Below are 19,131 nucleotides of genomic sequence, written 5' to 3'. Positions count from 1 at the left end.
CCCCTGCCGGGGACGCGCGTGGTTCTCATGGCGCAGCGCGGGGCACGCCGATACAGTGGGCTCATGGCTGATGCAACCCAGGACGGGGCTCCGGAGCTGACCGATGAGCAGATCGAGTTCCTCAACTCGATGTTCGACCTGGCGCGCGCCGGCAGAACCGAGGAGCTCCTTGAGTTCATCGATCAGGGGATTCCGGTCAACCTCACCAACGCCAAAGGCGACTCGCTGCTCATCCTCGCCGCCTACAACGATCACGCAGACATGGTGCGCGGCCTGCTGGAGCGCGATGCCGACGTGGATCGCCTCAACGACCGCGGGCAGACGGCCGTCTCCTGCGCCGTCTTCCGCCAGAATGAAGAGATTGCGCGCCTGCTGCTGGACGCCGGAGCAGACCCGCACCTCGGCGGACAGAACGCGTTCGCCGTCGTGGAGATGTTCGGACTGGATTCCATGCGGGAACTGCTCCAGGCCCGCTCCTGAGCCCCTCCCCCCGGCGAGTCGTGATCAAACCATAGACAGACCCTGCGCCAGACCCTAGAATCTGTGCTCACCATACCCACTAACTGCGAAGAGGTGCCTCACCCTGGTGAACGCCATACGCCGTGCGGTTCTGCGACGTCGACGATGTTGCTCCGCATACGCTGTGACCCTGTCTAATCCGTCGCTGATCAGCGACCTTCACCCCGCAGGAGCAGTGACCCGCAAGTGATCACTGCTTTGCTTCTGCTTCTCGGCTGTCTTCTCATACTTGTCATCATTGCGGCGAACGGCTACTTCGTGGCCCAGGAGTTCGCCTACATGTCGGTGGACCGCAACCGACTCCGCGCCATGGCTGAGGGCGGCGATCAAGCCGCACAGCGCGCACTCGACGTCACTCGACGCACATCCTTCATGCTCTCCGGCGCACAGCTGGGCATTACTGTCACGGGTCTTCTCGTGGGCTACGTGGCCGAACCCCTGGTGGGTGAGGGCCTGGGCAGCCTCCTGGGCCGCGCGGGGGTTCCCGCAGCGCTGAGCATCACGGTGGGAACCGTGCTGGCGCTGACGGTCTCCACCGTGGTCCAGATGATCTTCGGTGAGCTGTTCCCGAAGAACTACGCGATCGCCAACCCCGTGCCACTGGCACTCGGCCTGGCCCGCTCCACCAAGATCTATCTGAGCGTCTTCGGATGGCTCATCACGATCTTCGACAAAGCTGCGAACGGGCTGCTGCGCATCCTGCGCATCGAACCCGTGCACGACGTGGAGTCCAGCGCCACCGTGAAGGATCTGGAGCACATCGTGACAAGCTCCCACGACAGCGGCGATCTGCCTGATGAGCTGTTTCTGGCACTGGACCGCGTGCTGGACTTCCCCGACCACGACGTGGAGCACGCCATGGTCCCCCGTTCCCGGACCGGCTACGTACATCCCCGCACCACCCTGGGCGAGGTACGCGCCATGATGGCTCAGGAGCACACCCGGTACCCGGTGGTCGACGAGGAGGACGAGCCCATCGGCATCGTGCACCTGATCGATCTCCTGGGCACCGAACTCGACGACGACGCCGCCGTCACTGAGCTGATGCGCAAACCCGTGATCGTTCCCACTCTGATGCCGCTACCCGAAGCCGTTCGGCTGCTCCGGGCCGAATCGGCGCAGATGGCCTGTGTCATCGACGAGTACGGAGGGTTCACCGGCGTGGTCACCATGGAGGACCTCGCGGAAGAGGTCCTCGGTGAGATCACCGACGAGCACGACACCGAAGAGCCCGCTGGCATCGAAGCCCACGGCGACGCCCAGTGGCAGGTGGACGGAGACCTCCACCTGGACGAGGTGGAGCGGGTCATCGGCCACAGCATCCCCGAGGGTGACTACGAGACGCTCTCAGGTCTGCTCATCGCCCAGCAGGGCGCCCTGCTGGAGGAGGGCCAGACGGTCCGGGTTGAGCTTCCTGCTGACCCCTCGGACTACGCCGAGGAGACCGTTCCGCAGCGCTGGCTTGAGATCACCGTGACGAGTGTGGACCGCCACGTACCCGAATCGGTGCGTGTGGTACTCCACGAGAAGGAAGGGGAGGACAAGTGAGCGAATGGTTGATTCCGCTGCTGGCCACCGCGGGCATCATTGTCCTTTCGGCGTTCTTCGTGATCATCGAGTTCTCCCTGCTGGCAGCCCGCCGTCACCGCCTGGAGGAGTCGGCAGAGACGAGCCGGACCTCGCGGGCCGCGCTACGCAGTCTCAACGAGCTGACCATCATGCTGGCAGGCGCTCAGCTGGGCATCACAGCCTGCACGTTCGCACTGGGTGCGGTGAGCAAGCCCGCAGTGCACTACGCCCTGACACCAGTTCTGGCCGCATTGAACCTGCCTGCCTGGGCCGCCGATGCGCTGGCCTTCGGTCTGGCACTGCTGCTGATGACCTTCCTGCACCTGGTGGTGGGTGAGATGGCCCCGAAGTCCTGGGCCATTGCCCACCCGGAGCTCTCCGCCCGCGTGGTGGCCGTGCCTTCGCGAGTGTTCATCCGGATCTTCCGCCCGCTGCTGAAGTGGATCAACAGCATCGCCAACCGACTGGTGGCCGCTACCGGCGTGGAGCCGGTGGACCGCGCCGCTGCGGGCGGCTACGACTCCGAGACCATCCGTCATCTGGTGGAGCACTCCACCCGGGCCGGAGTCCTCGACCAGGCCTCGGGCACGCAGATCTCCAGCATCATCGAGCTGGAGTCCCTGACCGTCGGCGACGTCCTCGCCGAACGTCAGGGAGCCCAGGCGCCCACCGTGCCGGCGACGGCCACCGCACGAGAGGTTCAGCGCGCCGCCCACCGCAGCGGTGAGCTGCGTGTGCTGCTGACGCCGCTGGCGGCCGCCCCGCTGATCGTGCACGTACGGGACACCTTGAGCGTGCCGGAGGACTCCGCCGCCCGGCAGCTGGCACGCCCGGCCCTGGTGGTCTCTGCAGAGGCATCCGTGTACGAGGCGTTCCAGCAGATGCGCGCCGCCGGCGAACAGCTGGCCGTCGTACGCGCGGGTCACGCCTTTGCCGGCGTTCTGACGTGGAACGATATCCTCCACCGCGTGTGGCCCAACATGGAAGAACAGTGGGTCTGATACCTGGACCCTGTCAGTGAGGCCGGGGGAAGCACCCGTCATTGCACGGCGGTGTGGAACTTCACCCCGGCCTCATTGAAGATGCTGATGATCTCGGCATTCTCAGGTCCTACGGCGGACATCGCGTGCGGTGTCCAGGTGTCGAACTCTGCCGCTTCTCCCCGGTGCAGAATGATCTCCCGGTCATCCAGCTGCAACCGCAGCCGGCCCGAGAGCACGTAGAGCCATTCGTGCCCGCCGTGGGTCCCCAGGGGGCCCTCGTAGGCCGGACGCGGGGTGAAGGTGATCTTGTAAGTCTGCACGTGTGAAGACTCTGGGGAGAGCGGCTGGAAGGTCGCGTCGTCACGCTCCCATGCTTCCCTGTCCACCCGCGGATCCTCCACCACCGGGGTCAGCAGCTCATCCACTCCGATCCCCAGGGCCTTAGTCAGCGGCAGGAGAAGCTCCAGGTTGGCTTGGCGCTTGCCGGCCTCAAGTCGCGAGAGAGTGCTCGCCGAGATCCCTGCCTTATGAGCCAGGCTCTCCAGGGTCCATCCTCGGCCGGTCCGGGCAGCGCGAAGCCGCAGCCCGAGATTCGCAAGTTCCTTCATGTGTCCATGGTCGCCGACTTTTGCTGATATGGCAAAGCGGCATGACACATCAGCAATACACGTCCACTATGGATCACATGAGCCTTTCCAGCACAGCACCCACCCCGCCGTCCCACGCGCCTCTGCCTCAGGAGGCTATGCCCGAGCAGCAGCTGTGGGACACCATCGTCATCGGCGGCAGCGCCGCCGGACTCAGTGCCGCCCTGACGCTCGGCCGCGCCCGCCGCACCGTGCTTGTGGTGGACAGCGGGCTGCCCCGAAACCGCTTCGCCGCTCATATGCACGGCGTCCTTGGTCACGAAGGACTTGACCCTGCCCAGCTCATCAGCAGAGGGCAGCGCGAGGCAGCCATGTATGGCGCCAAGTTCGTCTCAGCACGCGTGACTGAGGTAGCCGAGGCGACCTCGGAGAACTTGCGCAGTATGCGGATCACACTCGAGGACGACAGGGCGGTCTTTGCGCGCACCGTCATCGCCGCTACCGGCCTCACGGATCGGCTGCCGGAGATCCCCGGCCTGGCGGAACGCTGGGGCACCAGCGTCCTGCACTGCCCCTACTGCCACGGATGGGAGGTCAGGGGCCAGCGCCTCGGCGTCCTCTCCAACGGCCCCATGTCCGCGCATGTGGGACAGCTGCTGCGCCAGTGGAGCGATGACCTGACCTTCTTCAGCGCGAACGCCGGGGAACTCGACGAGGAGGTGCTCCATCGCCTCGCCGCACGCGGCGTCCAGGTGGAGCCGACCCCGGTCACCGAGGTGCGGGGTGCGGGATCATCCATCTCCGATGTTCTGCTGGCCGATGGCCGCGCCGTGGAACTGGATGCGATCTTCGCCGTGGCCACCATGACGCCCAACGACTCTTACCTCAATGGTCTGAACCTGGAGCGCAGCGAGACGCCCATGGGCAGCTTCCTCGCCGTGGATCCCATGTTCCGCACGAGCCACTCCCAGGTCTGGGCGGCAGGCAACGTCGCCAATCCCGGGGCCAATGTGCCGCTGTCCATCAGCTCCGGGAACTTCGCCGGTGCGGCTGCCAACGCCGCCATGGTGGAGGAGGACTTCGACGCGGCGGTGGCAGGCGCCCACTCCCCCAGCGCATGAGGCAGCTCACATGCTAGCGTGAGAGACGACCGAGGGGCGTCCCGCCGAAAGGGACTGAGACGCCGCAGGCCTGCACTGCGCAGGCGGCGCGGCAACCCTTTGAACCTGATCCGGGTCATGCCGGCGAAGGGACGGGACGTCTTCACCCACACCCGCACCGGGCGAGCAGCCACGGACGGGTCGACGTCATCGCATCTCTCCTTCGACGCGTGAGCCGGACATCGAGCCAGTCAGGAGAGCATATGAGTCAACGCTTCACCGATCAGCTGCGCGCTGAGAACCAGCCCGCGTGGGACAACGCGGTCGGCCATCGCTTTGTCCGGGAGCTACTGTCCGGGACCGTCAGCGATCACACTATGGCGGCCTACCTGGTCCAGGACCACCGGTTCCTGGATTCGTTCCTCACCCTGCTGGGATCGGCCATCGCCACGGCAGACACGTTTGAGGCTCGTCTGCGCTTCGGCCGCTTTGCGGGAATGATCTCCAGTGAGGAGAACACCTACTTCCTGCGCGCCTTCGAGGCCCTGGGGGTGAGCGAGGACCAGCGCGCGGGTGTTCCCGACACCGAGCCCACCGCCGGCTTCCAGGCCATCATGCGCGAGGCCGCAGCCACACGAAACTACGTGGCCGTTCTGGCGGTGCTCACCGTGGCCGAATGGCTCTACTACGAGTGGGCCCGCACCCTGGAGGGCGAGCTTCCGACCAACTTTGTGCACGCCGAGTGGATCACCCTGCACGACAACCCAGAGTTCGTGGAGTTCGTAGGCTTTCTGCGCTCCGAACTGGACCGGCTGGGACCGGAGGACGACGCCGTCGCCCGGGACTTCTTTGGCCGCGCCACCGCCTTGGAGCTCGAGTTCTTCGAGGCCGTCTATGCCGGAGGAGATCAGTGATGGGCACGCTGTTTGACCGCCTGAAGGACGCCGCCGCGCAGGAGTGGGCCGGTTTTACCGATCACCGCTTTATCCAGCAGATGGAGGACGGAAGCCTTCCCGAAGAGGCATTCCGGCAATATCTCATCCAGGACTACCTATTCCTGATCCAGTTCGCCCGCGCCTATGCTCTGGCCGCCTACAAGAGCCGGACCATGGCCGATATCCGCGCCGCCCAGGACGGCCTGGCGGCGATCGTGGCCGAGACCGAGCTGCATGTGCGGCTGTGCGAGGGCTGGGGCATCAGCCGCCAGGCGCTGGACGCTGCACCGGAGCACGAGACCACGGTGGCCTACACCCGCTATGTGCTCGACGCCGGCAGCTCCGGGGACCTGCTCGATCTGCATGTCGCGCTCTCCCCCTGTGTGGTGGGATACGCAGAGATCGGTCGACGGCTCAAGCCCGCGTTGGAGCAGAACCCCAAGCATCCCTACGGCGAGTGGATCAGCGAGTACTCGGGGGCCGGCTACCTCCAGACCGCCCAGGCTGCGGTTGCCCATATTGAGGAGCTGGCCCGGAGGAGCTTCACCGAGGCCCGTTTCGAGGAGCTGGCCCAGCACTTTGCCACCGCGACGCGGCTCGAGGGGCAGTTCTGGCAGATGGGACTGGATCTGGGCGCTGCTGACTGAGCACCGGTGCGCGCGGCGCGCTCTCTCCTTCGAGGGGGCCGCTGCGCGCATGCTGCCTCAGGTGCGGCCTTCGGCGAAGCCGCGGAAACGCTCGGCCACGGCCTCTCCCCCGCCCGGCTCGGCGGTGACGATCATAATGGTGTCGTCCCCGGCGATGGTGCCGATGACGGCCTTCAGACCTGCATGGTCGATCGCGCTGGCCAGGAACTGCGCCGCCCCGGGCGGGGTGCGGAGGATCACGAGGTTCGCGCTCGCTTCGGCGGAGACGAGCAAATCCTTGCACAGGGATGCCAGCCGTGCCGTCGTCGTCGCCTCAGTCTGGTCTGCCGTGAGCTCCCGCTCCGGTCCCTCGGAGGGCACCGCGTAGATGAGGGAACCCTCCCCTGTGCGCACACGTGCCGCGCCGATCTCCACCAGGTCCCGGGACAAAGTCCCCTGGGTGACTTTCACGCCCTCATCCGCGAGCCGCTGGGCCAGCTCAGCCTGGGAGCGGATGGAGGACCGCGAGACCAGCTCTCGGATCTTGGCGTGGCGGGCCGTCTTGGTGGTCGGTGTCATGCCGCGGGCTGTCCTCGGACGCCGCGCCGGACCAGCTCTGCCGTTGCCTCGTCAGCTCGCCCCGACTGCACCAGGAGCCATGCCATGACGGCCTTCTGAGCGTGGAGCCGGTTCTCCGCCTCATCCCAGATCACCGACTGCGGGCCGTCCAGCACCTCTGAGGTGATCTCCGCGCCGCGGTAGGCGGGCAGGCAGTGCAGGACGACGGCACCCTCCGCCGCATGCTCCATCAGGCCGGCGTTGACCTGGTAGTCGCCGAAGAGCCGGAGCCGCTGCTCCTTCTCCTCCTCCTGCCCCATAGACACCCAGGTGTCGGTGGCCACGACGTCGGCACCGGCGACGGCCTCCTCCGGGCTGGTGGTGATGGTGATCTGCGCGCCGGTCCGCTGGGCGCGTGCCTGTGCCGCTGCGACGATCCTCTCGGAGGGCAGGTAGCCCTCGGGACCGGCGATCCTGACGTTCATGCCCGCATTGACGCCCGCCAGCAGATAGGAGTTGGCCATGTTGTTGGCTGCATCTCCCAGGTAGGCCAGCGTCCTGCCCTCCAAAGAGCCGAGCTGCTCGCGGACCGCCTGCAAGTCGGCAAGGAGCTGGCAGGGGTGGTAGTCGTCGCTGAGGGCGTTGATGACGGGCACCCGGGAGTACTCCGCCATCTCCTCGAGCCCCGCTTGGGCGTAGGTGCGCCAGATGATCAGCGCCACCTGCCTCTCCAGGACACGCGCGGTGTCCGCAATGGACTCCTTATGACCCAGCTGCGCCTCGCCGGGATTGACGATGATGGGCTGACCGCCCAGGTGTGCGATGCCGCTGGCGAAAGAGAAGCGTGTGCGGGTGGAGGTCTTGTCGAAGATCACCGCGGCCGTCTGGGGGCCCGCCAGTGCCGTGATCTCATACGGGGAGGCTTTCATGTAGTCGGCCAGGTTCAGCACCTGGACCAGCTCATCAGGCTCCAGGTCGAGGTCGGTGAGGAAGTGGCGCGTGGTCATGAGGCAAGGTCCTTACACGAGTTCTGGAAGCGGTTGAGGAAGAGGTCGGCTTCCTCCGCCGTGAGGATCAGCGGGGGCGCCAGGCGCAGCGTGTGGTCTCCGGTGGCGTTGAGGATCAGGCCGTGGTGCTCCCGGGCCTGGACCACCACGGCCTTGGCCGGTGTCTGGGAGGAGAAGGCTTCCGGGTCAAGGTCGATGCCGATGTGCAGGCCGTACTGGCGAACGTCGCTGACCGCGTCCATGCTGCGCAGACCCTCTGCGATCCGGCTCCCCACCTGATGGACGTGCGGCAGCAGCCCCTCCTTCTCGATGGTCTCCAGCGTGATCTGACCGGCCACGGCCGCCAGCGGGTTGCCGCCGAAGGTGGAGCCGTGCTGGCCCGCACCGAGCAGAGCGCTGTGCTGGGCGCCGAAGGCCACCAGTGCTCCGATCGGGAAACCCGAACCCAGGCCTTTCGCCAGGGTCATCAGATCGGGTGTGAGGTCCGCAGCCTCACCGTCTGCACTCCCGCCGCTAGCTCCGGTCACGCCGCGCTGCACGCCCTGGAACCGGAACCACTCGCCGGTGCGCCCGATCCCAGTCTGGACTTCGTCGAGGACCAGAAGCGCACCACTGCCCCGGGTCAGCTCGCGCGCCGCCAGCAAGTAGTCCCGCTGCAAGGGTTTCACGCCGGCCTCACCCTGGATGGGTTCGAGGAAGAGGCCGGCGACGTCGTCGGCGACGAAGGCCCTCTCCAGCGCTTCCCCGTCGTTAACCGGCAGGAACTCAACCCCGGGGATGAGGTCTCCGAAGGGTTCGCGGAATGCCGGTTTATGCGTCAGCGACAGTGCACCGGAGGTCCGGCCGTGGAACCCGCCCTCGAGCGCGAGGATCCGGGTTTTTCCGGTGCTTCGGCGGTGGCGCAGCACAGCTTTGAGCGCCGCCTCGTTGGCCTCCGACCCGGAGTTGGCGAAGAACACCGAGGAACCCTCGGGTGCCTGGGCCGCAGCGAGAAGCATCTCAGCCAGTCGCATCTGCGGAACCGAGGTGAACAGGTTGGAGATGTGGCCCATCCGCTGCAGCTGCTCGGTGAGTCCTGCCGTCAGCGCGGGATGGGCGTGGCCGAGAGCGTTGACGGCGATACCGCCGAGCATATCCAGCAGCTCGCGACCCTGCGAGTCGGTCACCCAGCAGCCGCGGCCGCTGACCAGCAGGTCAGCTGGCGTGCCGAAGACGCCCATGAGCGAGCTCTCGTAGCGCTGCTGCCAGTTCTGGGCAGACCCGGGGGCCGCGCGGTGCAGAACATCGGGATAGTCGGTCATGCGGAGCCCTCCTTCACAGGGGCGACCTCGTGGTCGGGAATGATCTGAGTGCCCACGCCGTCAGTGGTGACGATCTCCAGCAGCATCGAATGCGGGCTGCGCCCATCGACAATGTGCGCTCGGGGCACGCCGGCCTCCACCGCCGAGAGCGCAGCGCTCATCTTGGGGATCATGCCGGCCACCAGATCCGGCAGCATGCGGCGCAGGTCACCGGCGGAGAGCGAGGAGATCAGCGAGGACTTGTCCGGCCAGTTGGCGTAGAGCCCCTCGACGTCGGTGAGCATGACCAGCTTGGCCGCCCCGAGGGCTGCGGCGACCGCCCCCGCTGCCGTGTCAGCGTTGACGTTGAGCACCTCGCCGGTGGGATTGCCGTGGTCGTCGAACTCCGGGGCGATCGTGGAGATCACCGGGATGCGGCCGGCGGCCAGGAGGTCCTGGACTGCGGCGGGGTTCACGCCGGTGACTTCACCGACGAGTCCCAAGTCCACCTCCTCACCGTCGACGACGGCTCGCTTGCGTGCCGCGCGCAGCAGGGCGGCATCCTCGCCGGAGAGCCCGACGGCATAGGGGCCGTGAGAATTGATGAGTCCGATGAGCTGACGGCCGACCTGTCCGGTCAGCACCATGCGCACCACGTCCAAGGTCTCCGGGGTGGTGACGCGGTAGCCACCGACGAACTCCGACTGCACACCCACAGCTTCGAGCATGTGGTTGATCTGCGGGCCACCGCCGTGGACCACCACGGGATTGACGCCGACGTGCCGCAGGAACACGACGTCTTCGGCGAAGGCCCGGCGCAGCTCATCGCTGATCATGGCGTTGCCGCCGTACTTGATGACGATGGTCTCCCCTGCGAACTTCTGGATCCAGGGCAGGGCCTCGATGAGCACGGCCGCTTTCTCCGCGGCGCTGACCAGGGTGCCGGCGTCGCGAGGGGTCAGGGATGAGGTGGTCACGGGGCAACTCCCAGCAAGTTCAGGCCCGCGGTCTCTGGAAGACCGAGGGCGAGATTCATGGATTGCACGGCCCCGCCGGCAGTGCCCTTGGTGAGGTTGTCGCTGGCAGAGACGACGACGGCGCGGCCAGCGTGCTCGTCCACCGCGACTTGGATAGTCACGTGGTTGGAGCCCACCACCTGCTTGGTGGCGGGCCACTGACCCTCGGGCAGCAGGTGAACGAAGGGCTCGGCGTCGTAGTGGGCGGCGTAGGCCTCCCGCAGACTGTCGACGGTGGTGCCAGGTGCGATCTTTGCAGTCGATGTGGCGAGAATGCCGCGGGACATGGGCGCCAGGGTGGGAGTGAAGGAGACCTGTACGGGCTCTCCGGCAGCCCAGGTGAGTCCCTGTTCGATCTCGGGGGTGTGACGGTGTCCACCGCCGACGCCGTAGGGACTCATGCCGCCCATGACCTCTGAGCCCAGGAGGTGCGGCTTCAGAGACTTGCCGGCTCCCGAGGTGCCTGTTGCGGCAACGATGACGACGTCGTCGGGCAGCACCTGGCCGGAGGCGAAGGCGGGTGCCAGGCCCAGCAGCACCGTGGTGGGATAGCAGCCGGGGACTGCGATGCGCCTGGCACCGGCGAGCTTTGCGCGCTGGCCGGGCAGCTCCGGCAGACCGTAGGGCCAAGTGCCCTGGTGCGCAGAGCCGTAGAACTTCTCCCAGTCTGCGGGATTCTCCAGCCTGTGGTCTGCCGCGGCATCGATGACCACAGTGTCCTCTCCCAACTGGGCGGCGATCTCTGCGGAGGCGCCGTGCGGGAGAGCGAGGAAGACGACGTCGTGCCCGGCCAGGTTCTCCGGAGTCGTCTCCACCAGGACTTGGTCCGCCAGGGTGTGCAGATGCGGCTGCAGCTCACCCAGACGCTGACCGGCGTTCGAATGGGCGGTCACGGTGCGGATATGGACCTCGGGGTGGTTCGCCAGCAGGCGCAGAACCTCACCTCCGGCGTAGCCTGAAGCTCCAGAGACAGCTGCTGAATACGACACGTATGCTCACTTCCCGACTCGTCTGTGTGAGGGAGCCGATGCGGCTCGCACCACAGACTACGCGATTTTATGCAGGCACATCAATATTTATGCACTCCTGAGGTGTCTCCGGGCTCATAGTCTCCGCGCCGGGTGCTCGGGTAACCTCGGGGCTATGAGTGAGCCGACTGTGTTTCCTGAGGATCTTCCCGAGAAAGCCACGGTGGTCCGTGCCCGTCAGGCCGGGGGCAGCGAGGTCTTCGAGACCGCCGAGGTGCCCCTGCCCGAGCCCGGCCCCGGGCAGCTTCTGGTCCAGACGCGGGCCGCCGGGGTGAACTTCATCGAGACCTATCAGCGCAGCGGTGTGTACTCGGTGGAATATCCGTTCGTCCCGGGCAGTGAAGGCACCGGTACCGTACTTGCCCTGGGTGAGGATGTGGAGGCCTTCCACATCGGCCAGCGGATCACGACCACCGAGGCCGCTACGGGTACCTATGCCTCACACTTCCTGGTGGACGCGGCAAAGGCCGTGCCGGTCCCGGATGAGATCACCGATGAGCAGGCGGCTGCACTGCCGCTGCAGGGAGCCACAGCCCACTATCTGGTCAACTCCACCTACCGGGTTTCCCCCGGCGAGACCGTACTGACCCATGCCGGCGCCGGGGGCGTGGGCCAGATCCTGACTCAACTGCTCAAAGCCAAGGGCGCTCGCGTCATCACGACCACCTCGAGCGCGGAGAAGGCTGAGATCGCTCAGGCGGCCGGAGCCGACCATGTGCTCAGCTATGACAACTTTGCCGAGAAGGTCCGGGAGATCACCAACGGTGACGGAGTGCCGGTGGTCTACGACGGCGTCGGGCGCGATACATTCACTGGCTCGCTGGATGCGCTTGCCGTGCGCGGAACCCTGGTGCTCTTCGGTGGCGCGTCCGGACCGGTGCCGCCCCTTGATCTGCAGGAGCTCAACCGCCGCGGCGGCCTCTACGTCACGCGCCCGGCACTGCACTGGTACCTGCGCAATGCTGAGGAGCGCAGCTGGCGCTTCACCGAGCTATTCGCCCTGATGAGCGCCAGAGAGCTGAAGCTGAGCATCGGAGGCAGCTACCCGCTGGCTGACGCCGGCCGTGCCCACGGCGATCTTGAGTCCCGGCGTACCACGGGCAAGCTCATCCTCATCCCGTAGGAGACTCGACGCCGGCGGGCGGGGCCTGCCGCCTGGGAATGACTCCTACGGGGCGGCTGCGCCCCGTTCCGGACTCGTACGGCCAGCAGCGCCTCTCCTCAGAGACGAACGGTCCCCGGTGCTTCACCGGGGACCGTTCTCATGGATGCTCTGGTTCCGCGTGCGGACTGCTGTTTAGCGCTGCACTGCCCCGTGCCGCTCCGCGGCCAGGGCCACCGCCGCGCCGCGGGCCTGGCTGGCCTCCTCCGCGGTGAGCGTACGGTCCTGGGCCCGGAAGCGCAGGGCGAAGGCCAGGGACTTCTTGCCCTGCTCAATACCCTCGCCGGAGTAGACGTCGAAGAGCTCGATATTCTCCAGCAGGTCCCCGGCGCCCTCCACCAGGGTGGCCTGCAGCTCTCCAGCCGGCAGGTCTGCGCCCACGATGAGGGCCACGTCCTGAGTGGTGGGCGGGAAGGTGCTGATGGCCTCGGCAGCCACCTGCTCAGGCGCCGCCTCGATCAGGACGGAGAGGTCCAGCTCCATGACGGCGGTGCGAGCCGGCAGGTCCCAGGCCTCGATGACCTTGGGGTGCAGCTCACCGGCGTAGCCGACCACCGCCCCGGCGAAGCGCAGCTGCGCGGTGCGTCCCGGATGGAAGGCCTGGTGACGCCCCTGGCTGATCTCCAGCCCGCCCCGGCCCAGCGGAAGAGCCAGCAGCTCGGCGACCTTGCGGGCTGCCTCCACGGCGTCCGCCCAATCACGCTGCCTGCCGGTCTGGCCCACCTCCTCGGAAGTCTCCGTGCCGGTCAGCGCCGCCGCCACGTGCAGCGGCTGCTGCGGGATGCCCGCATTGATGCGCTGGATGGCCTCGTCTCCCGGGTACGCGCCCAGACCGGGGATCTCCGGTGAGCCGAGCGCCTCACCGGGGAGGAACACTGAGCCGGCCTCGAACAGCGCCAGGTCTCCGAACCCGCGGGAAACGTTGCGCCGCACGGCCTCCAGGAGTCCCGGCAGGATGGTGGTGCGCAGCGTGGGGTACTGGCTGGCGATGGGATTGGCCAGTCGCACCATGGGCATCGGCGACTCCGAGGCCTCGGCGCGACCGAAGAGGGTGTTGGCCTCCTCCGAGTAGAAGGGGTAGCTCAGCACCTCCGTGAACCCGGCGGCTGCCAGGCCCGAATAGATCTGTCGACGTCGCTGCTGGGCGCGGGTGAGCCCACGACCAGCAGGGGCCACCGGAAGGCGCGAAGGGATCTGGTCGTAGCCGATCAGGCGTGCGATCTCCTCCACCAGCGCCTCGGGGATGGTCAGGTCCGGACGCCAGCTGGGCGGGGTGACCGTCCAGGACTTCTCGTGGGTCTCCTCGACGCGTGCGCCCACGGCGGTGAGGGTCTCGCGCAGCTGCTCCGGCGTATAGGGCACCCCGGTGATGCGCTCTGCAAGGGAGGGGTCCAGTGCGATGGGCGCAGGGAGGGCGGGCTCACCCACGTGGGTGATCTCTCCAGTGTCGGTGCCTCCGGCCAGCTCCACGAGCAGGTCGACGGCACGCTGCGCGGCGACCGCGGGCAGCAGCGGGTCCACTCCGCGCTCGTTGCGCTTGGACGCCTCCGAGGGCAGCTTGTGGCGACGCTTGGTGCGGCTGATGGAGATGGGATCGAAGTGCGCAGCTTCGATCAGCACTGTGCTGGTGCCGGAGCTCACCTCGGTGGCGGCCCCGCCCATGACGCCGGCGAGTCCGATCGCGCCGCGGTCATCGGCGATCACCAGATCCTCCGCGTGAAGCGCACGCTCCTTCTCGTCCAGCGTGGTGAGCTTCTCCCCGGCTGCGGCGCGGCGGACGCGAATGGCGCCCTGCAGGGTGTCGGCGTCGTAGAAGTGCAGGGGCTGGCCCAGCTCCCACATCACATAGTTGGAGATGTCCACGGGCAGGCTGATGGGGCGCATTCCCGCCAGACGCAGCCGGGAGGCCATCCACGGTGGGGTGGGCGCGTCAGGGTTGATGCCGCTGACCTTTCGGGCGACGAACGCATCACACCCGGGGGTCCCGTAGATGGGGGCCTCATCGGCGAGGACGACCTCGTGTCCCGCCTGCCCGTTCTCGGGCACCGTCACCCGGGAGGCGGGGTCGGTGAAGGGAGTTCCGGTGGCGTGGGAGTACTCCCGGGCCACGCCGCGGATGCTGAAGGCATAGCCGCGGTCGGGAGTCACGTTGATCTCTGCGGCCGTGTCGTAAAGGCCGAGCAGTTCCATCGCGTCGGTGCCAGGCTCGGGGTCCAGCCCGAGGGTGGAGAGCACCAGGATGCCGTTGTGGTCCTCCCCGATGCCCAGCTCCTTCACGGAGGCGATCATGCCGGCGGAGAGGTGACCGTAGGTCTTGCGGGCGGAGATGCGGAAGTCACCGGGCAGCACGGCGCCCGGCATGGTGACCACGACTTTGTCGCCGACCTCAAAGTTATGCGCGCCGCAGACGATGCCCTGCACGCCCTCGGGGTCGATGCCCTCGCCGATCAGCGTCTGGCGCTGGCCCTCGGGGACCACGCGGACCTTGCACCAGTTGATGGTCTTGCCGTTGGACTGCGGTTCGGGGGTCTTCTCGAGGACCTCACCGACCACGATGGGGCCGGAGAGCTCATCGGTGGGCCGGTGGACCTCTTCCTCCTCAAGGCCGACCTTCACCAGTTCAGCCATCAGGTCCTCGGCGGTCGCGTCGGCCGGGAACTGGGTGTACTCACGGATCCAGGACAGGGGGATGCGCATTGGTCCTCAGACCTCCATTCCGAAGTGCTGGCTGAAGCGGACGTCGCCTTCGATCATGTCTCGCATATCGAGGACTCCGTTGCGGAACATCAGGGTGCGTTCCACACCCATGCCGAAGGCGAATCCGGTGTACTCGTCAGGATCCACTCCGGCGGCGCGCAGCACGTTGGGGTTCATCATGCCGCAGCCGCCCCATTCCACCCATCGGGCGCCACCCTTAGCGTCGGCATGCCAGACGTCGAGCTCTGCGGAGGGCTCGGTGAAGGGGAAATAGCTGGGGCGCAGGCGAATGGCGGCCTCGGGGCCGAACATCTGGCGCGCGAAGTGCTCCAGGGTCCCCTTCAGGTCGGCCATGGTCAGCCCCTTGTCCACCGCCACCCCTTCGAACTGGTGGAAGACCGGCGTGTGGGTGGCATCCAGCTCGTCGGTGCGGAAGGTCTTGCCCGGGCACAGCACATAGGTGGGCAGATCCCGGTCCAGAAGAGCGCGGATCTGCACGGGTGAGGTGTGGGTGCGCAGCAGCAGGTGGGAGTCCTTGGGCTCCACGAAGAAGGTGTCCTGCATCTCGCGCGCCGGATGGTCCGGATCAAAGTTCAGCGCGTCGAAGTTGAACCACTCAGACTCCAGCTCGGGCCCCTCGGCGATCTCCCAGCCCATGGCGGTGAAGACGTCGCAGACGCGTTCCTGCAGGACGTTCAGCGGGTGCCGGGCGCCCAGGGGACGACGACGGGGTGCGGCGGTGACGTCCACCGTCTCTTCTATCAGAATTCGCGCCGCGTGCTCTTCCTCCAGCACTTCGGTGCGCGCGGCCAGCGCCTTCTGGATGCGGCCACGAGCCGAGCCCAGCAGCTTGCCCGCTTCCTTCTTCTCGTTCTTGCCGAGGTCCTTGATCTGCCGGTTGGCCAGCACAATGGGAGCCTTCTCCCCGGTGTGGGCCAGTCGCGCGGTCTTCAGCTGTTCAAGGTCGGTGGCGGCGTCGAAGTCGGCGAGCGCGGCGGTGACGCACGCGTCGATCGCAGCCTCATCAAGTGGATGAGGCACGGCGACTGCCGGTTCCTCGGTGTTTTCGGGCGTGGACATTCTGCTCCCGTACTGTGCTGTGCTCTCCGTTGCGGCCATGGACCGCCAGTCCGGAGCACGGTGGTCAGCGGACAACCCCGCCAGTTTACCCGCCGCGGGGGCGCCTCTTAGCGGAGGGAATCGGGGACGACGACGGCGCCCCGATGAGCCTGCTGATACCTCAGGTACCGCTCCCCGTTGGCCCGGATGCTGGCGACCTCGTCTGCGGTGAGCTCCCGGCGTACCTTCGCCGGAACCCCTGCGACCAGAGACCTCGGCGGCACCTGAGTTCCCTCCAGCACGACGGCGCCGGCCGCTACCAGCGATTCCTCCCCGATGACGGCGCGGCTCATCACCGTCGCAGACATACCGATGAGGCTGCGGTCCCCCACTGTGCACCCGTGGACGACGGCGCCGTGCCCGACGGAGACGCCGTCTCCCAGGACGCAGGGTGCGCCGGCATCGGTGTGCAGCACCACGTTGTCCTGGAGGTTGGTGCCCTCCCCCACCACGATCTGGTCAGAGTCCCCGCGCACGGAGACCCCGTAGAACGCACTCGAGGCCCGTTTCATGACCACATCGCCGGTGATGGCAGCGGTGGGCGCAAGGAAGACGTCGTCGTGGATCTGCGGTGTTTTGCCGTTGACGGTGAGCACATGAGCCATGTGACCGAGGGTACTGCACCTCCTCCGGCAGCGCCGGAGGGGACGAGGTCAGGCGTTGATGATGCCGAATCCGAGCATGATGTAGACGAACAGCCCCAGGAGGATCCGGTAGTTGACGAAGAGCGTGTAGGAGTACTTGGAGACGTAGGAGAGGAACCAGCCGATGATCACGTAGGCCACGGCGAACCCTACGGCGGTGGCCAGCAGCGTCTGGCTCATGGTGTAGGGACCAGACTGCTCGCCGATGGCGCCGAAGAGCTTGTAGAAGCCGGAGCCGAAGACCGCAGGGATGGCGAGCAAGAACGAATAGCGTGCGGCGGCCTCGCGGGTGTATCCCATGAGCAGACCTGCGGTGATGGTGCCGCCGGAGCGGGAGACGCCGGGGATCAGGGCCATGGCCTGGGCGAATCCGTAAAGGATGCCGTCGCGGACGGTCAGCTCTTCCAAGGGTTTCTTCTGCTTGCCGTAGTGGTCGGCCACTGCCAGCAGGAAGGCGAAGACGATGAGCATCGTTGCCACCAGCCACAATGTGCGGAAGACGGAGACGATGAGGTCCTCCAGCAGCAGGCCCAGCACCACAATGGGGATGGTGCCCACAATGATCATCCACCCCATCCGCACGTCGGGATCGCTGTGCGGGATGCGACCGGCCACTGCGCTGAACCACGCCTTGAGAATCCGGATGATGTCGCGCCAGAAGTAGACCAGGACAGCGGCCTCGGTGCCCAGCTGGGTGATGGCGGTGAACGCTGCCCCCGGATCCTGGGCTCCAGGAAGGAATTCTCCCACGATGCGCAGGTGCGCTGAGGAGGAGATGGGGAGGAACTCTGTCAGGCCCTGCACCAGGCCGAGAATGATGGCTTCTATCCACTGCACAGCGTGCAGCTTAGAGCACTTCTGCCCCGAAAGTGCGGATGCAGGTCCCCTCCAGGTGCGCCTGTTTAGGCTAGATCACACTGAAGCCCACCGCGACACAGCAGCTAGGCACCCCCAGGAGTTCCGCATGCCGAGGCACGAGAATCACGCAAGGCTCGACGTCGACCTGACGGGAGCACCGGGTCCGACGTCGTCGAAGAAGACCCCTTTTGATGGTGACACCTGTACTCTCTGGCGCCTGAGTCAGTACGGTTCACCCTTCAATCTGAGCGGCGTGCCCACCCGTCGTCGCATCGGATTCTCGGGCAAGAAGGATGACGGAGAGAAGGCGCTGGACGCTCGAGCAGGCCTGTTGGGCGATCTGCAGGAGTTGCTGTGGGCCCATGTCCGCGCCGCGGGAGACGACGACCGCCGGGCGGTGAGCTCGGCCATTGCCGCACGGGCGCCCCGCCGCAACCCGCGAGAGAACATGCGCCGCAAGGAACTGTTCTCCCCCGAGGTCGAGGACGCGCTGCGCGTCCTGGAGCGCGGTCCCCGCGTGCTCCTTGTGCTGCAGGGCATGGACGCCTCAGGCAAAGGCGGCATGGTCAAATCCGTGATGACCGCCATGGACCCCTTGGGCGTCGACGTGAGAGCTTTCGGCAAGCCGACTCGCACCGAGGCACGCGAACACTACTTACAACGCATCATCCGCGCTTTACCCGCTCCGGGCCATGTCGGAGTCTTTGACCGCTCCTACTATGAGGACGTGCTGGTTCCCACGGTGCAGGGGACCGAAGCTGAGGAGACCCTGGGGGATCGTGTGGAAGCGCTGCGAATCTTCGAGGCCGAACTGGTCCGCAAAGGATTCGTGCTGATCAAAGTGCTGCTGCACATCTCCCCGGAGGAGCAGCTGGAGCGCCTTCTGGACAGGTTGGACCGTGAGCACAAGCACTGGAAGTTCGACCCCTCAGACGTCGATGCCCGCGAAGAGTTCCAGACCTACCAGACCGTGTACTCCGCCTTGCTGGAGGCCACCGACGCCGATCATGCTCCGTGGCACGTGATCGGCGCCGACCGGAAGTGGTACTCCCGGCTGGCCGTGCAGGAGCTGCTCATCGCGGCACTTGATGACCTCAGTCTCCGCTGGCCTCCTGCCGCTTACAACATCTCCCGCAAACGGGCGCGACTGAAGGCCGCACTTGGCGGATAGGACCCCAGATGGGTGCGCCGATGACAGGTCGTCATCGAACGTCCGTTCTGACAGGTTCCTCACAGAAAAGCCCATTCGAACTTGTCTTCGAATCATCCGTGAATGCTTGCAGACACGTAGAAGACGTGTTCTAATGGCAAGTGCGCGATGGGAAGCGCGACGCGCGCAGAAGCCCTCCTCACTGCTTCTGCGCGCGTCTCCCGTTAACAGCCATTCAGGGTTATAGGCCATAAATGTGTTGCTGGTCCGGGCGTGTCCAGGGGATTCAGAAG

18 protein-coding genes and 1 riboswitch are annotated in these 19,131 nt (G+C 66.6%); of the genes, 8 read left to right on the top strand and 10 right to left on the bottom strand.

The genetic code is table 11. The features are described from left to right. Positions 1-63 precede the first annotated feature (63 nt). The 3 genes from RH857_RS11260 to RH857_RS11250 all read left to right on the top strand — a co-directional run bounded on the left by RH857_RS11260 (position 64) and on the right by RH857_RS11250 (position 3,089). On the top strand, positions 64-480 hold the full coding sequence (locus RH857_RS11260; protein ID WP_310538071.1) for an ankyrin repeat domain-containing protein: 417 nt from the start codon (positions 64-66) through the stop codon (positions 478-480). A gap of 225 nt (positions 481-705) precedes the next feature. Continuing rightward, on the top strand, positions 706-2,067 hold the full coding sequence (locus RH857_RS11255; protein WP_310538070.1) for a hemolysin family protein: 1,362 nt from the start codon (positions 706-708) through the stop codon (positions 2,065-2,067). After that, a complete protein-coding gene (locus RH857_RS11250; RefSeq protein WP_310538069.1) occupies positions 2,064-3,089 on the top strand; it encodes a CNNM domain-containing protein in 1,026 nt (341 codons plus the stop codon). Before RH857_RS11255 ends, RH857_RS11250 begins: the two co-directional genes overlap by 4 nt. 38 nt (positions 3,090-3,127) lie before the next feature. On the opposite strand, the gene RH857_RS11245 is transcribed toward RH857_RS11250, so the two are convergent. Further along, on the bottom strand, positions 3,128-3,679 hold the full coding sequence (locus tag RH857_RS11245; RefSeq protein WP_310538068.1) for a helix-turn-helix domain-containing protein: 552 nt from the start codon (positions 3,677-3,679) through the stop codon (positions 3,128-3,130). A 77-nt stretch (positions 3,680-3,756) separates the two neighbouring features. Here RH857_RS11245 and RH857_RS11240 point away from each other — a divergent pair, with 77 nt between their 5' ends. The 3 genes from RH857_RS11240 (at position 3,757) to tenA (ending at position 6,340) form a co-directional block, all read left to right on the top strand. Continuing rightward, positions 3,757-4,779: an NAD(P)/FAD-dependent oxidoreductase gene (locus RH857_RS11240; RefSeq protein WP_310538067.1), complete on the top strand. Its 1,023-nt coding sequence runs from the start codon at positions 3,757-3,759 to the stop codon at positions 4,777-4,779. A 22-nt stretch (positions 4,780-4,801) separates the two neighbouring features. Continuing rightward, positions 4,802-4,928: riboswitch (TPP riboswitch) on the top strand. A 93-nt stretch (positions 4,929-5,021) separates the two neighbouring features. Further along, positions 5,022-5,672, top strand: a complete 651-nt coding sequence (locus RH857_RS11235) for a TenA family protein (RefSeq protein WP_310538066.1) — start codon at positions 5,022-5,024, stop codon at positions 5,670-5,672. Beyond that, on the top strand, positions 5,672-6,340 hold the full coding sequence (gene tenA / locus RH857_RS11230) for a thiaminase II (protein ID WP_310538065.1): 669 nt from the start codon (positions 5,672-5,674) through the stop codon (positions 6,338-6,340). Before RH857_RS11235 ends, tenA begins: the two co-directional genes overlap by 1 nt. Positions 6,341-6,397: 57 nt before the next feature. Here tenA and RH857_RS11225 read toward each other — a convergent pair whose 3' ends face one another. The 5 genes from RH857_RS11225 to argC are packed head-to-tail and all read right to left on the bottom strand — an operon-like array spanning position 6,398 to position 11,169. After that, entirely contained in the window at positions 6,398-6,898 is a 501-nt protein-coding gene (locus tag RH857_RS11225) for an arginine repressor (RefSeq protein WP_310538064.1), read from the bottom strand. Beyond that, positions 6,895-7,884 (bottom strand): ornithine carbamoyltransferase, encoded by a 990-nt coding sequence (argF, locus tag RH857_RS11220; protein ID WP_310538063.1) that lies wholly within the window; start codon positions 7,882-7,884, stop codon positions 6,895-6,897. Before argF ends, RH857_RS11225 begins: the two co-directional genes overlap by 4 nt. Further along, positions 7,881-9,185, bottom strand: coding sequence for an acetylornithine transaminase (locus RH857_RS11215; protein WP_310538062.1), 1,305 nt, complete (start codon positions 9,183-9,185; stop codon positions 7,881-7,883). The genes argF and RH857_RS11215 overlap by 4 nt, the downstream gene beginning before the upstream one ends. After that, entirely contained in the window at positions 9,182-10,141 is a 960-nt protein-coding gene (argB, locus tag RH857_RS11210; RefSeq protein ID WP_374761163.1) for an acetylglutamate kinase, read from the bottom strand. The genes RH857_RS11215 and argB overlap by 4 nt, the downstream gene beginning before the upstream one ends. Continuing rightward, positions 10,138-11,169: an N-acetyl-gamma-glutamyl-phosphate reductase gene (gene argC, locus RH857_RS11205; RefSeq protein WP_310538061.1), complete on the bottom strand. Its 1,032-nt coding sequence runs from the start codon at positions 11,167-11,169 to the stop codon at positions 10,138-10,140. Before argC ends, argB begins: the two co-directional genes overlap by 4 nt. Positions 11,170-11,323: 154 nt before the next feature. Here argC and RH857_RS11200 point away from each other — a divergent pair, with 154 nt between their 5' ends. Next, positions 11,324-12,331 (top strand): quinone oxidoreductase family protein, encoded by a 1,008-nt coding sequence (locus tag RH857_RS11200; RefSeq protein WP_310538060.1) that lies wholly within the window; start codon positions 11,324-11,326, stop codon positions 12,329-12,331. Between the two features lie 174 nt (positions 12,332-12,505). Here the strand turns inward: RH857_RS11200 and pheT are convergent, their stop codons facing one another. The 4 genes from pheT to RH857_RS11180 all read right to left on the bottom strand — a co-directional run bounded on the left by pheT (position 12,506) and on the right by RH857_RS11180 (position 17,667). Beyond that, positions 12,506-15,067: a phenylalanine--tRNA ligase subunit beta gene (gene pheT / locus RH857_RS11195; protein WP_310538059.1), complete on the bottom strand. Its 2,562-nt coding sequence runs from the start codon at positions 15,065-15,067 to the stop codon at positions 12,506-12,508. 6 nt (positions 15,068-15,073) lie between these two features. Then, positions 15,074-16,147, bottom strand: coding sequence for a phenylalanine--tRNA ligase subunit alpha (gene pheS, locus RH857_RS11190; protein WP_310538058.1), 1,074 nt, complete (start codon positions 16,145-16,147; stop codon positions 15,074-15,076). Positions 16,148-16,254: 107 nt separating this feature from the next. Beyond that, positions 16,255-16,791, bottom strand: a complete 537-nt coding sequence (locus tag RH857_RS11185; RefSeq protein WP_310538057.1) for a gamma carbonic anhydrase family protein — start codon at positions 16,789-16,791, stop codon at positions 16,255-16,257. 48 nt (positions 16,792-16,839) lie between these two features. Beyond that, positions 16,840-17,667, bottom strand: coding sequence for an undecaprenyl-diphosphate phosphatase (locus RH857_RS11180; protein WP_310538056.1), 828 nt, complete (start codon positions 17,665-17,667; stop codon positions 16,840-16,842). Between the two features lie 127 nt (positions 17,668-17,794). On the opposite strand from RH857_RS11180, the gene RH857_RS11175 reads away from it, so the two are divergent. After that, the gene (locus RH857_RS11175; RefSeq protein ID WP_310538055.1) at positions 17,795-18,859 is read left to right on the top strand and encodes a PPK2 family polyphosphate kinase; all 1,065 of its coding nucleotides are present in this window, start codon (positions 17,795-17,797) and stop codon (positions 18,857-18,859) included. The last annotated feature ends 272 nt before the right edge of the window (positions 18,860-19,131 follow it).

The sequence above is a fragment of the Nesterenkonia flava genome (assembly GCF_031432335.1).
GTDB lineage: Bacteria > Actinomycetota > Actinomycetes > Actinomycetales > Micrococcaceae > Nesterenkonia > Nesterenkonia flava.
Note: the sequence above shows the minus strand (reverse complement) of the source record. Positions and strands in the feature narration are given on the sequence as shown.